General features: G+C 55.7%; 14 protein-coding genes. 8 read left to right on the forward strand and 6 right to left on the reverse strand.

Features of this window, described 5'->3' with window-relative positions; translation table 11 throughout:
• Nucleotides 1-74: 74 nt before the first annotated feature.
• On the forward strand, nt 75-842 hold the full coding sequence (gene tpiA, locus ACRDCA_RS04870; protein WP_411752452.1) for a triose-phosphate isomerase: 768 nt from the start codon (nt 75-77) through the stop codon (nt 840-842).
• Between the two features lie 65 nt (nt 843-907).
• On the opposite strand, the gene ACRDCA_RS04875 is transcribed toward tpiA, so the two are convergent.
• From ACRDCA_RS04875 to cpxP, 4 genes are all read right to left on the reverse strand, one after another.
• The gene (locus ACRDCA_RS04875) at nt 908-1,897 is read right to left on the reverse strand and encodes a sulfate ABC transporter substrate-binding protein (RefSeq protein WP_438688529.1); all 990 of its coding nucleotides are present in this window, start codon (nt 1,895-1,897) and stop codon (nt 908-910) included.
• Between the two features lie 181 nt (nt 1,898-2,078).
• Complete coding sequence (gene pfkA, locus ACRDCA_RS04880) at nt 2,079-3,041, reverse strand: 6-phosphofructokinase (protein WP_025121369.1); 963 nt, start codon at nt 3,039-3,041, stop codon at nt 2,079-2,081.
• A 231-nt stretch (nt 3,042-3,272) separates the two neighbouring features.
• On the reverse strand, nt 3,273-4,175 hold the full coding sequence (gene fieF / locus ACRDCA_RS04885) for a CDF family cation-efflux transporter FieF (RefSeq protein ID WP_438688530.1): 903 nt from the start codon (nt 4,173-4,175) through the stop codon (nt 3,273-3,275).
• Nucleotides 4,176-4,600: 425 nt separating this feature from the next.
• The gene (gene cpxP / locus ACRDCA_RS04890) at nt 4,601-5,095 is read right to left on the reverse strand and encodes a cell-envelope stress modulator CpxP (RefSeq protein ID WP_438688531.1); all 495 of its coding nucleotides are present in this window, start codon (nt 5,093-5,095) and stop codon (nt 4,601-4,603) included.
• Nucleotides 5,096-5,244: 149 nt separating this feature from the next.
• On the opposite strand from cpxP, the gene cpxR reads away from it, so the two are divergent.
• From cpxR to ACRDCA_RS04915, 5 genes are all read left to right on the forward strand, one after another.
• On the forward strand, nt 5,245-5,943 hold the full coding sequence (cpxR, locus tag ACRDCA_RS04895) for an envelope stress response regulator transcription factor CpxR (RefSeq protein WP_025121366.1): 699 nt from the start codon (nt 5,245-5,247) through the stop codon (nt 5,941-5,943).
• A complete protein-coding gene (gene cpxA / locus ACRDCA_RS04900) occupies nt 5,940-7,310 on the forward strand; it encodes an envelope stress sensor histidine kinase CpxA (protein WP_438688532.1) in 1,371 nt (456 codons plus the stop codon). The genes cpxR and cpxA overlap by 4 nt, the downstream gene beginning before the upstream one ends.
• Before the next feature lie 57 nt (nt 7,311-7,367).
• Complete coding sequence (trmL, locus tag ACRDCA_RS04905; protein WP_438688533.1) at nt 7,368-7,841, forward strand: tRNA (uridine(34)/cytosine(34)/5-carboxymethylaminomethyluridine(34)-2'-O)-methyltransferase TrmL; 474 nt, start codon at nt 7,368-7,370, stop codon at nt 7,839-7,841.
• 204 nt (nt 7,842-8,045) lie between these two features.
• On the forward strand, nt 8,046-9,080 hold the full coding sequence (gene rhaT / locus ACRDCA_RS04910; protein WP_438688534.1) for an L-rhamnose/proton symporter RhaT: 1,035 nt from the start codon (nt 8,046-8,048) through the stop codon (nt 9,078-9,080).
• Nucleotides 9,081-9,090: 10 nt separating this feature from the next.
• The gene (locus ACRDCA_RS04915; RefSeq protein ID WP_438688535.1) at nt 9,091-10,515 is read left to right on the forward strand and encodes an arabinose isomerase; all 1,425 of its coding nucleotides are present in this window, start codon (nt 9,091-9,093) and stop codon (nt 10,513-10,515) included.
• Between the two features lie 3 nt (nt 10,516-10,518).
• Here the strand turns inward: ACRDCA_RS04915 and rhaR are convergent, their stop codons facing one another.
• Both rhaR and rhaS read right to left on the reverse strand, forming a co-directional pair.
• Complete coding sequence (rhaR, locus tag ACRDCA_RS04920; RefSeq protein ID WP_438688536.1) at nt 10,519-11,358, reverse strand: HTH-type transcriptional activator RhaR; 840 nt, start codon at nt 11,356-11,358, stop codon at nt 10,519-10,521.
• Nucleotides 11,359-11,442: 84 nt separating this feature from the next.
• Complete coding sequence (gene rhaS, locus ACRDCA_RS04925) at nt 11,443-12,264, reverse strand: HTH-type transcriptional activator RhaS (RefSeq protein ID WP_438688537.1); 822 nt, start codon at nt 12,262-12,264, stop codon at nt 11,443-11,445.
• Between the two features lie 323 nt (nt 12,265-12,587).
• Between rhaS and rhaB the strand changes: the two genes are divergently transcribed.
• Nucleotides 12,588-14,057, forward strand: coding sequence for a rhamnulokinase (gene rhaB / locus ACRDCA_RS04930; RefSeq protein WP_438688538.1), 1,470 nt, complete (start codon nt 12,588-12,590; stop codon nt 14,055-14,057).
• Nucleotides 14,054-15,310 carry an L-rhamnose isomerase gene (locus ACRDCA_RS04935; RefSeq protein WP_438688539.1) on the forward strand — a complete coding sequence of 419 codons (1,257 nt, stop codon included), beginning with the start codon at nt 14,054-14,056 and terminating at the stop codon, nt 15,308-15,310. Before rhaB ends, ACRDCA_RS04935 begins: the two co-directional genes overlap by 4 nt.
• Nucleotide 15,311 lies beyond the last annotated feature (1 nt).

Below are 15,311 nucleotides of genomic sequence, written 5' to 3' on the forward strand. Positions count from 1 at the left end.
ACTGTTGGGCAGGTAAACTGCCTGTCCGGCAGTTGTCATTTAGACTCTCGCGTCCCCTTTTTGGAGGAAAACACATGCGTCATCCATTAGTAATGGGTAACTGGAAGCTTAACGGCAGCGTTCATATGGTTAACGAACTGATCGCCGCCCTGCGTAAAGAACTGAGCAGCGTTGACGGTTGCGGCGTTGCCATCGCACCTCCGGTCATGTATCTGGATCTGGCCAAGCACGAACTGGGTGGCAGCCGCATCGCTCTGGGCGCACAGAACGTCGACATCAACCTGTCTGGCGCTTTCACCGGTGAAGTTTCTGCCACCATGCTCAAAGACGTCGGTGCTGAATACATCATCATCGGCCACTCAGAGCGCCGCACCTATCACAAAGAAACCGACGCAGCCATCGCAGAGAAATTTGCCGTGCTGAAAGCCGCTGGCCTGATCCCAGTGCTGTGCATCGGTGAAACCGAAGCAGAAAACGAAGCGGGTAAAACCGAAGAAGTTTGTGCTCGTCAGATCGACGCCGTGCTGAAAACTCAGGGCGCTGAAGCGTTCAAAGGCACCGTCATCGCTTATGAGCCAGTGTGGGCTATCGGTACCGGTAAATCTGCTACCCCAGCGCAAGCTCAGGCAGTACACAAATTTATCCGTGACCATATCGCCAAGCAAGACGCTGCAGTTGCTGCCGAAGTGATCATCCAGTACGGCGGTTCCGTTAACGATAAGAACGCCGCAGAGCTGTTTGCTCAGCCAGACATCGACGGCGCGCTGGTTGGTGGTGCATCACTGAAAGCTGACGCTTTCGCCGTGATCGTCAAAGCCGCTGCCCTGGCGAAAAAAGCCTGATTTAATCCGGCCTGAAATGAAAAAACCCCGGTTTTCCGGGGTTTTTTATGGCCACAGTTTGGCGATCAGCGCTTGCTGATCTCGTCAAATATCCCGCCGGTGGCAAAGTGCACCTTCTGCGCCTCGGTCCAGCCACCAAAGGTGTCATCCACGGTGAACAACTTCAGCTTAGGGAACTGTTCGGCAAATTTGGCCGCGACGGCCGCATCACGTGGGCGATAGTAGTTGTGAGCCGCAATGGTCTGGCCTTCCGGTGAATACAGATACTTCAGGTACGCCGTGGCCACATCACGGGTCCCGCGCTTATCAACCACCTTGTCGACTACCGATACCGTCGGCTCCGCCAAAATAGATTCGCTCGGGGTGATAATTTCAAACTTGTCTTTGCCCAGCTCTTTTTCTGCCAACAAGGCTTCATTTTCCCAGGCGATCAGTACATCACCGATGCCGCGCTCAACGAAGGTATTGGTCGCGCCGCGAGCGCCGGAATCCAGCACTTCCACATTACGGTACAGCTGTTTAACGAACTCTTGGGCCTTGGCTTTATCACCACCATTCTGGTGCAAAGCGTAGCCCCAGGCAGCCAGATAGTTCCAACGGGCTCCGCCAGAGGTTTTCGGGTTCGGGGTAATAATCGACACACCGGGTTTCACCAGGTCGGCCCAATCGTGGATCTGTTTTGGGTTGCCCTTGCGTACCAGGAAAACGATGGTTGAGGTATAAGGTGCCGAGTTATCAGGCAGGCGTTTGATCCACGCTTTATCAATACGGCCACGTTCGGCAATGGCATCTACGTCGTATGCCAGCGCCAGCGTCACCACATCTGCTTCGATACCGTTAATCACCGAAGTCGCCTGCTTGCCGGAGCCACCGTGTGACTGACGCACGGTAACCTGATCGCCGGTCTGCTGCTGCCAATACTTACCAAACGCCGTGTTGTATTCCTGGTAGAACTCACGCGTTGGATCGTATGAGACGTTCAGCAGTTGAATATCTTTCGCCATGGCACCCGATGCCAGCAGCAGTAAAGTCAGACCCACACCCCATTTTTGCATTGCCGTTCCCCCAGAAAATGACGCAACCTCAAGCGGTTGATTTAGCATCAAAGCCTGCCAGAAACTTTCCTCACAATTAAAGAATAAAAAATGTTGTACTAGACCATTCTGGAATATAGCGATGACAGACAAAAAAAAGCCCCCAACCAAGGAGGCTCTTTTGCATCTGTTCAGAAACGGATTAGTACAGCTTTTTCGCCGTCTCCAACCAGTCACCCTTGAACGGACGCTTCATGTTCTCGATCGCGTCAACGATGTCGTGATGCACCATCTTCTCGTTCTGGATCCCTACGCAGCGGCCACCGTAACCTTGCAGCAGCAGGTCGATAGAGTAAGCGCCCATGCGGGAAGCCAGAATACGGTCATAAGCGACCGGTGAACCACCACGCTGAATGTGCCCCAATACGGTAGCACGGGTTTCACGCTTGGTTTCCTGCTCGATATGACGCGCCAGCTCGTCGATGTCACAGATATGCTCGGTGATCGCGACGATGGCGTGCTTTTTACCTTTGGCGATCCCGGCTTTGATTTCTTCAACCAGATCGTCACGGCTGAATTCGATTTCCGGCAGCACGATAAATTCACAACCACCGGCAATGGCTGCAGCCAGGGTCAGGTCGCCACAATAACGCCCCATCACTTCCACGATAGAGATACGTTGGTGTGATGAAGAGGTATCACGCAGGCGGTCAATCGCTTCAACCACGGTTTCCAATGCGGTGAAGTAGCCGATGGTGTAGTCGGTGCCCGCAACGTCGTTATCGATAGTGCCAGGCAGGCCGATGCAAGGGAAACCTTCTTCGGTCAGGCGCTTCGCCCCCATATAGGAACCGTCACCGCCGATAACCACCAGCGCATCAATGCCGCGGTTTTTCAGGTTTTCAATCGCCTTGGCGCGCACGCTGTCATCCCTGAACTCTGGAAAACGCGCAGAACCCAGGAAGGTGCCGCCGCGATTGATCATGTCAGACACGCTATAGCGGTCTAACTGCTCCATGCGATCTTCGTACAAACCAAGGTAGCCATCGTAAATACCAAATACTTCCAGACCTTCTGTGAGCGCAGCACGCACAACGCCACGAATGGCAGCGTTCATACCTGGGGCGTCACCGCCACTCGTCAGTACACCGATTTTCTTGATCATGACTACCTCTGAACTGTAGATGCAATTTCTTAAGAATTCTGTATTTGCCGACTCACCGGGTATCTCTCCCACGGCGGAAAACCAGCTTTACGGCTTTTATTGCTGGATATTATAACAAAAACACCCAGCTGAATTGATTCAGGTCACGCAACATCAAGGAAAAAACCTCATATGGCACCGTGAGCTAACTCAAGCGTTTCAATCCACCCAACATTGACCTATGCCAGTTGATTATAGTTCCCAATGTCCCTGTCGGCTTTGAGGAACAACTGAACAAGGATCCTGGTGAATAATCACGTCCGCCCCTGGGAAACGGTGCAACAGTGCCTGCTCCACCTGTTCCGCCAGAATATGCGCCTGCATCAACGGCAGAGAGTCTTCCATCTCCAGGTGCAGTTGGATAAACCGAGTGGGTCCAGACTGCCGCGTACGCAGATCGTGAGCACCTTTCACCCCCGGCCAAGACGATACCACATCAATAATTACCTGACGCTCTTCATCCGGCAAGGCGCGATCCAACAGGGATTGCACCGCCTCGTAACCCATACGCAGCGCGCTATAAAGAATATAAACCCCAATGCCCAGGGCAAACAGCGCGTCCGCACGATGAAAGCCGTACCAGCTTAGCCCAAGTGCCACCAGAATAGCACCATTCATCATCACATCTGACTGATAATGCAGCATATCGGCCCGCACCGCCTGGCTGCCCGTTTTTCTTACCACCCAGCGCTGATAGGTCACCAGGATCATTGTACTGATCAAGGCGATCACCGTAACGATCATCCCGGTGCCAGGGGCATTGAGGGGCTGTGGGGAATAGAGATGCTGGAAGCCAGTCAGGAACAGGAACAGAGCGGAACCGGAAATAAACATGCTTTGCGCCAGCGCCGCCAGCGACTCGGCCTTGCCATGACCAAAGGTGTGTTCTTCATCAGCGGGTTGTAGCGAGTAACGCACCACCAGCAGGTTGGTCAGCGAAGCGGCAATATCCACCAACGAGTCCACCAACGACGCCAGCAGGCTGACTGAGCCAGTAAGATACCAGGCAACGATCTTGATTATCAGCAGAACGGAGGCCATCCCGGTGGCGGCGAAAGCCGCGGACTGAACCAACCGCGCGTATTGCTGTTCCATAAAAACCTCAACCAACGTTTAAGGGCTTCAGTATAACGGAATGTCAGGTAAAAAAGCCCCGGCCTCATTGCAAGAGGCTGGTCAGGTAAACAAAAGAACCACCACATTACGTACAGAGACGCCCCTAATCCTAGCCCTTTCAACGGGAAGAGGGGACAGGCCGTGCTACAAATTACCTCCTGCGCCTGACTGCGGCTCTGGACTGGCTCTCTCTCCCCAGGCAAGTGTTCATGGGGTATCAAGATCGTACCGTGGGAGAGGGTTGGGGTGAGGGGAGATCGCGTTGTTTTGAAAATACAGAAATCTTTTGCGCTAAAATTAACTTATTGTTTTTAATTAAATTATTTTTATGGGGATCAAAAAAAACCCCCTCATCATGAGGGGGAAGACAGGGATGGTGTCTATGGCAAGGAAAAAACAGGGAATTACTCGGTCATACTCAACTTCTGGGCAGAAGTTTGCTGCAAACCAGAAATCTGTTGCTTCATCTGCTGCACACGCTGCTGATGTTTCTGGTCTAAAACACTTTTTTGCTCTGGCGTCAGCAGGTTATACATTTGGTTGCGTACCCGGGCCATTTCGACCTGGCGCTTAACCTGTTCCTGAGCCATTTTTTCCGCCTGGGCCTGCACGGCGGCTTCATCAAATTTATCTGCGGTAACCAGTTTATGCATGGTTTCCACTTCGTCTACATTAACACCAGGCAGATCGTAGCGAGCCTGGCGCATCAAATCGCGCATTTGCTGACGTTGCTGTTCGCTCAAGCGAACGCCGTCGAACATGTGATTCTGACCAAGTGCTCTCAACAGTGCATCATTAGCAGGAGGTTGGACAGTTTCCGGTGTAGTATCAGCAGCAAAGGCAGCGGTAGAACCTAATGCCAAAACTGATGCCATAACTACTGCGGCCACCTTAACCATTTTTACTCCTCGAGCTTTCTCACTTTGCGAATCAACGAGGAGCAGTGTATCGCTGCACCTGCAAACATGCGTCAGTGCATGTAAAACTACGTAAAGTCATGGAATGGCAACAGTTGATGACGTATTTTGCGTCAGGAGGTAAATCACATATGAATAAAATTCTGTTAGTTGACGACGACCGCGAGCTCACCTCGCTGCTGAAAGAACTGCTTGAAATGGAAGGCTTTAACATCGTTGTGGCCCACGACGGTGAACAGGCGTTGTCGTTACTGGACAGCTCCATCGATCTGCTATTGCTCGATATCATGATGCCGAAGAAGAACGGTATCGACACGTTGAAAGAATTGCGCCAGCACCACCAGACTCCGGTGATCATGCTGACTGCCCGTGGCAGCGAACTGGACCGGGTGCTTGGTCTGGAACTGGGTGCGGATGACTATCTGGCAAAACCCTTTAACGATCGCGAACTGGTTGCGCGCATTCGGGCCATCCTGCGTCGTTCCAACTGGAGCGAGCAGCAGCAGAACGTGGATACCAGCGCACCGACGCTGGACGTTGACGGCCTGCAATTGAACCCTGGCCGCCAGGAAGCCAGCTTCGATGGGCAGGTGCTGGATCTGACGGGTACCGAATTTACCCTGTTATATCTGCTGGCACAGCATCTGGGCCAGGTGGTTTCTCGCGAACTCCTCAGCCAGGAAGTGCTGGGCAAACGTCTGACGCCGTTTGATCGCGCCATTGATATGCATATCTCCAACCTGCGGCGCAAACTGCCGGACCGCAAAGATGGGCATCCTTGGTTCAAAACCCTGCGCGGACGGGGCTACCTGATGGTGTCTGCAACATGATCAACAGCTTGACGGCACGCATCTTCGCCATTTTCTGGTTCACATTGGCCCTGGTGCTGATGTTGGTGCTGATGGTGCCCAAACTCGACTCCCGCCAAATGACCACGCTGCTGGACAGCGAGCAGCGGCAGGGGTTGATGCTGGAACAGCACGTCGAGGCCGAACTGCAAAACGATCCGGCCAACGATCTGATGTGGTGGCGCCGCCTGTTTCGCGCCATCGAAAAATGGGCACCTCCGGGTCAGCGCCTGTTGCTGGTGACCAGTGAAGGGCGGGTGATCGGCGCACAGCGCAACGAAATGCAGATCGTGCGCAACTTTATCGGCCAATCGGACAACTCCGATCAGCCGAAAAAGAAAAAATATGGCCGCGTCGAACTGGTTGGCCCATTCTCGGTACGTGATGGCGAAGATAATTATCAGTTGTACCTGATCCGCCCGGCCAACAGCCCGCAATCCGATTTTATCAACCTGATGTTCGACCGGCCGCTGCTGCTGCTGATCGTCACCATGCTGATTAGCGCCCCGCTGCTGCTGTGGCTGGCCTGGAGCCTGGCCAAGCCGGCGCGTAAGCTGAAAAACGCCGCCGATGATGTCGCGCGAGGCAACCTCAAACAGCACCCTGAGTTGGAGGCTGGGCCGCAGGAATTCCTCGCCACCGGTGCCAGTTTCAACCAGATGGTCAGCGCACTCGAAAGGATGATGACGGCCCAGCAACGGCTGATTTCCGATATCTCCCACGAACTGCGTACTCCGTTAACGCGCCTGCAACTGGCAACCGCCCTGATGCGCCGCCGGCATGGGGAAGGCCATGAACTGGCACGTATCGAAACCGAAGCCCAACGGCTGGACTCGATGATTAACGATCTGCTGGTACTCTCCCGTGGCCAACAGCAAAGTGAACTGGTGCGCGAACTGCTGAAGGCCAACGATCTGTGGGCAGACGTGCTGAACAACGCCAGTTTCGAAGCCGAACAGATGGGCAAGCAGTTGGAGGTCACCGCACCCCCAGGCCCATGGACGATTTACGGCAACGCAGGGGCCCTGGACAGCGCGCTGGAGAACATTGTGCGTAATGCCCTACGCTACTCCAACACGCGCATCGCGGTGGCATTCAGCGCTGATAATCAGGGTATCACCATAGTCGTGGACGATGACGGCCCAGGCGTCAGCCCAGAAGATCGTGAACAGATTTTCCGGCCGTTCTATCGCACCGATGAAGCACGCGATCGCCAATCCGGTGGTACCGGGCTGGGCTTGGCCATTGTTGAATCCGCCGTCAATCAGCATCGTGGCTGGGTGAAAGCGGAAGACAGCCCGCTGGGTGGCCTGCGCCTGGTGTTGTGGTTGCCGCTGCATCAGCGTTAATCGCCAGCACCCAAAGATTTTGCTATTCTGCGCCCCTCGTCATGAGGGGCTTATTACATGTTGAATATCGTTTTATTTGAACCTGAAATTCCACCGAACACCGGCAACATCATTCGCCTGTGCGCCAATACCGGTTTCCAACTGCATCTGATCGAACCTATGGGCTTCCCGTGGGACGACAAACGCCTGCGTCGTGCCGGGTTGGACTATCATGAGTTTGCCTGCATCAAGCGCCATGCCGACTATGCCGCCTTCCTTGCCAGCGAAAATCCACAGCGGCTGTTTGCTCTCACCACCAAAGGCACGCCTGCACATAGCGCGGTCAACTATCAGGCTGGAGACTATCTGCTGTTTGGCCCAGAGACCCGTGGCCTACCCGCCAGCATTCTGGATGCGCTGCCCGCACGGCAGAAGATCCGCATTCCAATGCAAGCTCAAAGCCGCAGTATGAACCTGTCCAACGCCGTCTCGGTGGTGGTTTACGAAGCCTGGCGTCAACTGGGTTATGCGGGTGCCCTGCTCAAAGAGTAATCCCTGTTGGGCGATCAAACATCGCCCGATCGCCCCCCTGCCAAATTTGTGATCGTCAGCATCCACACCCGCTGAATTTTGCCATGCTCCCCCATCATCCGGCAGCCAACCGAAGGTTCCTTCCCCGGTGTCTCTTTAGACTCCCTGTTCATCCGTGGTCTCTGCGTTCAACCTCACCACGCCAACAACTACAAGGATAACAAGATGAACAACGCCATTCTGCTAGGGATACTCTGGCACCTGGTCGGGGCGGCCAGTGCGGCCTGCTTCTACGCACCCTTCAAGCAGGTCAAAAACTGGTCCTGGGAAACCATGTGGTCGATCGGTGGCTTCGTTTCCTGGTTGATCCTGCCTTGGGCCATCAGCTATCTGCTGTTGCCGGACTTTTGGCAGTATTACGGCTCATTCAGCGCTGCCACCCTGTTGCCGGTATTCCTGTTCGGCGCCATGTGGGGGATCGGCAATATCAACTACGGTTTGACCATGCGCTACCTCGGCATGTCGATGGGCATTGGTATCGCCATAGGTATCACGCTGATCATTGGTACCTTGATGACACCGCTGTTGCAGGGCCGCTTTGAGCTGCTGTTCGGCACCGCAGGTGGCCGCATGTCGCTGGTGGGCGTGTTTGTCGCACTGATCGGCGTGCTGATCGTCAGCTACGCAGGTTTGCTGAAAGAGCGGGCCATGGGCATCCGCGCCGAAGAGTTCAACCTCAAGAAAGGGCTGGTGTTGGCGGTGATGTGCGGCATTTTCTCCGCCGGGATGTCCTTCGCCATGGACGCGGCCAAGCCGATGCATGAAGCCGCCGGAGCTCTGGGCATCGATCCGTTGTACGTTGCCCTGCCGAGCTATGTGGTGATTATGGGCGGTGGCGCGCTGATCAACCTGGGTTACTGCATTATCCGTTTGGCCACCCTGAAGAATATCTCGGTAAAAGCCGATTTCTCCCTGCCGAAAAAACTGCTGGTCGCCAACGTCCTGTTCTCGATGCTGGCCGGGCTGATGTGGTATCTGCAATTCTTCTTCTACGCCTGGGGCCACGCCAAGATCCCGGCGCAATACGATTACATGAGCTGGATGCTGCACATGAGCTTCTACGTGCTGTGCGGCGGCATCGTCGGGCTCCTGCTGAAAGAGTGGAAATGCGGCACCAGAAAGCCGGTGGCCGTATTGTGTCTCGGTTGTCTGGTGATCATCCTGGCGGCCAACATTGTGGGTATGGGTATGGCATCTTGAGGAACGAGAATTGAACAGTTCATTGAATATCTTGCTGTTTGGTATCGGGCTTGACACTTATTGGCCACAGTTTAGCGGCCTTAAACCTCGCCTTGAGGGCTATCTCGAACAGATCGCCGAACGCCTTGCCACCGACCATCGGGTGCAACGCGGTGGGCTGGTGGATTCGGTAGCCGCCGCCGATGCGCTGCTGGCACAGACTAGCCACCAGCCGGTAGACGTGGTGGTGCTGTACATCAGCACCTACGCACTTAGCGCCACCGTATTGCCGCTGGTACAAGCCTTGGGCAAACCCGTGTTGGTATTGGCGCTGCAACCTGAAACCGGTTTGCCCTACCAGAAAATACGCACCATGACCGATCGCGGCGATCGCACTGGCGAATGGCTTGCCCACTGTCAGGCGTGCAGCGCTCCCGAATTGGCCAACGTGTTTAATCGCGCCGGGATCGATTACCAACTGCTGGTAGGGGCATTGCAGGGCGATCCGCAAGTTTGGCAGGAGCTGGATAACTGGCTGACCGCCTTTGCGCTGCGCAATGCGTTACGCACCACGCAGATCGGCCTGCTGGGTCATTATTACGACGGCATGATCGACGTTTACAGCAACCTGACCAATCTTTCAGCCCGGCTTGGCGTGCGTTTCAAACCGCTGGAAATGTGCGAACTGAACGTTCTGCGCCAGCAAAGCACTACTGCGCAAATCCAGCACAAACGAGATGAGATGCGCCACGCCTTTGTGGTGGACGAGCTTTGTTCCGAAGCGGAACTGCAACGTGCTGCCCATACCGCCTGCGCGCTGGATCAACTGGCGGAACGACATCAGCTTGGGGCACTCGCCTATTACTACGAAGGGCAAAACGGCAATGATTACGAGAATATCGTCACTTCGCTGATCGCCGGTAACACCCTGCTGACCCAAAAAGGCATTCCGGTCGCAGGGGAATACGAAGTCAAAAATGCGATCGCCATGAAGATCCTGGCTCTGCTGGGTGCCGGTGGCTCCTTCTCCGAACCTTACGGCATCGAATTCGAGGATGATGTCGTGCTGTGGGGTCACGACGGACCGGCCCATCCACTGATGGCCGAAGGCGATGTACGGCTGGTGCCGCTGCCGGTGTACCACGGCAAGCCAGGCTGCGGCGTTTCGATCCAGATGTCGGTAAAGAACGGCCCGGTCACCTTCTTGTCGGTCGTTGAGGAGCGTAACGGCGACGTGGTGTTGCAGTATGCCGAGGGGCTCTCGGTCGCTGGGGAAACGCTGGATATCGGTAATACCAACAGCCGCTATCGTTTCAGCCTGGGTGCCAGAGCCTTTACCCGCGAGTGGTCATTGGCAGGCCCGGCTCATCACTGCGCCATCGGCATTGGCCATCAGGGAGATCGGCTGGAGAAGCTCGCACAGGTATTGAATATCCGTACACAACGCATCGCCTGACCGCTAGGCGATAAACCGCTGGCGATACTCGCGCGGGGTCATTCCGGCCTCGCGCGTGAACACCACGGAGAAATAGTTACTGTCTTCAAACCCGCAGCGCGCAGCAATATCGCTGATGCGGTATTCGCTACGGCGCAATAAACTCTTGGCCTGGCATAAGCGGAGCTGGCGCAGGTAGTGATTGACGGTCATGCCGGTTTGCTGGCGGAACAGCAGCTTCAACGCCCGTTCGGTCAGCTGGTGCTGTTGGCAAAATGCCGGTAGGTCAAAATCGCCGTCGATACCGCCTTGCAATGCCGCCATCAACAAATCCAGCTGTTCCCCATCCGGCAACATGTGCACGCAGTCCACCGCATAGCGATAACGTTTGAGCACGATCGCCAGCTGTAACAGCAAGGCTTCGGTTAACTGAATCGATAACGAGTCGGTTTTGCGGCTCTCCTGTGAAAGCTGGGCGATAATCGGCCGGGCCAGCGCCATACCCTGGGTTGAGAGCCGCCAATAGCATTCGCTGGTGGCATCAAACGGCGGCAGCAGGCTTTCCCACTGGGCATTCAACCGCAGGCGCTCCGGGCAGTAGATAATATTATCCAGCACCAGATCGTTCACCGACTCATAGCTGTGGCAATCGCTGGCGCGGATATAAAAAATATCCCCGCAGGTGATCCGGTAAGGACGATCGTTGAGAACGTGCAGACCGTTACCGCGCCAAACGATAACGATCTCGCAAAACTGGTGAGTATGGGTGGCAAATCCCTCCTGGGGATAGCGCTCCGCCACGGCCACCGGCATCTGTACGGAGGGTAGATAATCGTGGCTCTCTAGCAGTAATGTTTCCCTCATCTCACACCTTTCCTGGTTGGCACGACTGGCATTATTGCCGAACCTCCGGTGAGGAAAATTGACGCAGTCGTGATTTTCACACCGCTAGCGCATGCCACGCAGCGCACGCGGCGGACAGGTAAACTCGCGCTTGAACAGCGTCGAAAAATGGTTACTGTCGCCGAAACCGCAGCGAAAAGCGATATCGGTGATACTGCTGTCGCTGTGGCACAGCATATGGCGGGCCTGTAACAAACGCAGGTGGGTCAGGTAGCGCTGCGGCGTCATGTTGGTGTGCTGTTTCAGTTGCCGATGCAGCGTGCGCAGCGGGATGGCAAAGCGATCGGCCAGTTCGGGCCATTCGATCGGCTCAGCATAATGGCCCTGTAACCAGTCCAACAGCTGATGCAAACGCCCTTCCTGATCGTCCCCCTGTCGCGCCAGGCAACCTTGCCACAGCTGCACCAGCAACTGCATAAACACGCTTTCATGCAGCGCAATCTCTTCTGGCCGATCGCCCGTCGGCGCATCCACCAGCAGCCCAATCAGCCCTTTGACCTGTTGTAACACCTGCTGGCTGATACGCCAATGGGCCGGATAGACGCCATCGTCTTCACGCGGCAGAAACTGCTCCACGCCGGAGACAAAACGGAAGGCGTCCGGCGCGCGGAACAGAATATTGGTCAGGATCAGGCCGTCGGTCTGTTCAAACAGGTGGCGATCGTGATCGCGCACAAAACAGACGCAGCCGCTGTTCAAGGTATAAGGGTTGCCATTAAACACATGCACCCCCGCCCCCTGCTCGACAATCACAATTTCGTAAAAATCATGATGATGTTCTGGAAAAGCCTGCTGCGGCTCGCGGGGTTCGATCACCACGGGCGCGCTACAGGAAGGGAAAAAGTCGCTACTGTGCAATAGATCCATCTTGCCCCCAGAGCTTTGGCGCGGCGGGATTACCGCGCAACGTCGGTTATCGATAGTAAGAGAAGCGCCCGGCAACAAACCTTAAGTTTTTGACCAAAAAGCGCGCTTAAGCTGCGCGTTTTTTAAGAAAGCGCTAGCAATGTTGAGAAATGCGTACAAGGTCACAGCCGGACGAAAAACGGCCCGAATCGCAAACTGTGAGCTACTTCACCTTTACCTTTGCCATTTTGCCAACCCCCCTCTGGCGTTGGCAGTGGTGAGAAGGCTCGGACAGCGGCAACTTTCTACACTGCTCGCCATCAAGCAATCACGGGCTTTCTCTCATGACTATTCGCAATACTGTCGCCATCGACCTTGGAGCCTCCAGTGGGCGAGTGATGCTGGCGAGCTATCAACCGGAACAGCAGCAACTTCAACTGCGTGAGGTCAGCCGCTTCACCAACCGTTTGCAGCACCAGGCCGGACAAGACTGCTGGGATCTGGATGCGCTGGAAGGCAATATCCGCCAGGCACTTGCGCAACTCGATGCAGAAGGGATTCGTCTCGACAGCATTGGCATCGATACCTGGGGCGTGGATTTCGTACTGCTGGATGCGCAAGGTGAGCGGGTCGGCCAGGCCGTTTCCTACCGTGATGCCCGCACCCAAGGATTGATGGCAAAAGCCCAGCAGGAACTGGGCCGCAGCAATATCTATCAACGTACCGGCATTCAATTCCTGCCTTTCAATACGCTGTATCAGCTGCGGGCCCTGCGTGAACAGCAGCCTGAACTGTTAGAGCGCGTGGCTCACCTGCTGCTGATCCCGGATTATCTGCACTTTCGCCTGACGGGGAAGTTGAACTGGGAATACACCAACGCCAGCACCACCCAGCTATTGAATATTGAGAGCGATCAATGGGATGAAGAACTACTGGCCTGGGCAGGCGTCCCCGCCAGTTGGTTTGGCAAACCGACGCCTCCGGGTAATCGCGTCGGCTATTGGACCAGCGCCAGTGGCCAGCAGATCCCGGTGATTGCCGTAGCCACTCACGACACCGCCAGCGCGGTACTTGCTACGCCATTACAAGATGCCAATGCCGCCTATCTCAGCTCTGGTACCTGGTCGCTGATGGGCATCGAAAGCCCCATCCCGGTGGTTCACCCAGTCTCACTGGCAGCCAATATCACCAATGAGGGCGGTGCCACTGGCTATCGGGTACTGAAGAACATTATGGGCCTGTGGCTGCTGCAGCGTACCACTCAGGAACTGAACATCAGCGATCTGCCCGCCCTGATTGCTCAGGCGGCCCAACAGCCAGCCTGTCGTTCACTGGTTAATCCCAATGACGATCGCTTTATCAACCCGGCCAGCATGTGCCAAACCATTCAGGACAGCTGCCGCGAACGCGGGATGCCGGTGCCGGAAACCGCAGCCCAACTGGTGCGCTGCATCTTCGACAGCCTCGCCATGCTCTACCGCCAGGTTGCCCAGGAGCTGGCGATGATGCATGGCCGCCCAATCAGCCATCTGCATGTCGTCGGTGGCGGCAGTCAAAACCATTTTCTCAATCAGCTGTGCGCCGATGCCTGCGGGCTGACCATCAGCGCCGGACCGATCGAAGCCTCAACTCTGGGCAACGTTGGCTGCCAGTTGATGGCTCTGGACGCGGTCACCGACATTGGCCAATTCCGCCGCATCGTGGCGCAGAACTTCCCGCTACAACACTTTACCCCTCGCGACAATCCAGACTTTGCCGCCCACTGGTCGCAATTTCAGTCGTTGAGTCAATTACCTAAGGAACTTTGCATATGAAAAGCTCTATCGATCAAGCCTGGGAACTGGCAAAACAGCGCTTTGCCGCCGTTGGTGTGGACGTTGAGGCCGCTATCAGCGCGATGGAAACCTTGCCGGTGTCAATGCACTGCTGGCAAGGGGATGACGTAGCCGGGTTCGAAAATCCGGAAGGCTCCCTGACCGGCGGCATTCAAGCGACCGGCAACTACCCGGGTAAAGCCCGCAACGCCACAGAGCTGCGGGCCGATCTGGAACAGGCGCTGGCGCTGATCCCTGGCCCGAAACGTTTGAACCTGCACGCGATCTATCTGGAATCCGATGCGCCGGTTGCCCGTAATAAAATTGAGCCGCGCCATTTTAAAAACTGGGTGGAATGGGCCAAAAAACATCGTCTGGGATTGGATTTCAACCCATCTTGCTTCTCGCACCCGCTGAGCGCCGACGGTTTTACGCTGTCTCACGCCGACCCGGAAATTCGTCAGTTCTGGATTGAACACTGCCAGGCCAGCCGCCGCGTGTCTGCCTATTTTGGCGAGCAGCTCGGTACACCTTCGGTGATGAACATCTGGATCCCGGATGGCATGAAAGATACGCCAATCGACCGCCTGGCGCCGCGCCAGCGCCTATTGAGCGCGCTGGATGAAGTGATTAGCGAAAAACTCGACCCGGCACACCATATCGACGCGGTGGAAAGCAAGCTGTTCGGCATTGGCGCAGAGAGCTACACCGTCGGCTCCAACGAGTTTTATCTTGGCTACGCCACCAGCCGCCAGACCGCACTGTGTCTGGATGCGGGCCACTTCCACCCGACCGAAGTGATCTCCGACAAGATCTCCAGCGCCATGCTGTATGTGCCGCGCCTGCTGCTGCACGTTAGCCGCCCGGTACGCTGGGACAGTGACCACGTGGTGCTGCTGGATGATGAAACGCAGGCGATTGCCGGTGAGATCGTGCGCAACAATCTGTTCAACCGCGTACATATCGGCCTGGACTTCTTCGACGCCTCCATCAACCGCATCGCCGCCTGGGTGATCGGCACCCGTAACATGAAGAAAGCCCTGCTGCGTGCGCTGCTGGAGCCGACCGAGATGCTGCGCAAGATCGAAGAAAACGGCGATTACACCGCCCGTCTGGCCCTGCTGGAAGAGCAGAAATGCCTGCCATGGCAAGCCGTGTGGGAAACCTACTGCCAGCGTAACGATGTCCCGGCGGATGCCAGCTGGCTCAACAACGTACGCAATTACGAACAACAGATCCTCAGCCAACGTTAAG

It is taken from the genome of Serratia sp. (in: enterobacteria), assembly GCF_051654945.1.
Taxonomy (GTDB): domain Bacteria; phylum Pseudomonadota; class Gammaproteobacteria; order Enterobacterales; family Enterobacteriaceae; genus Chania.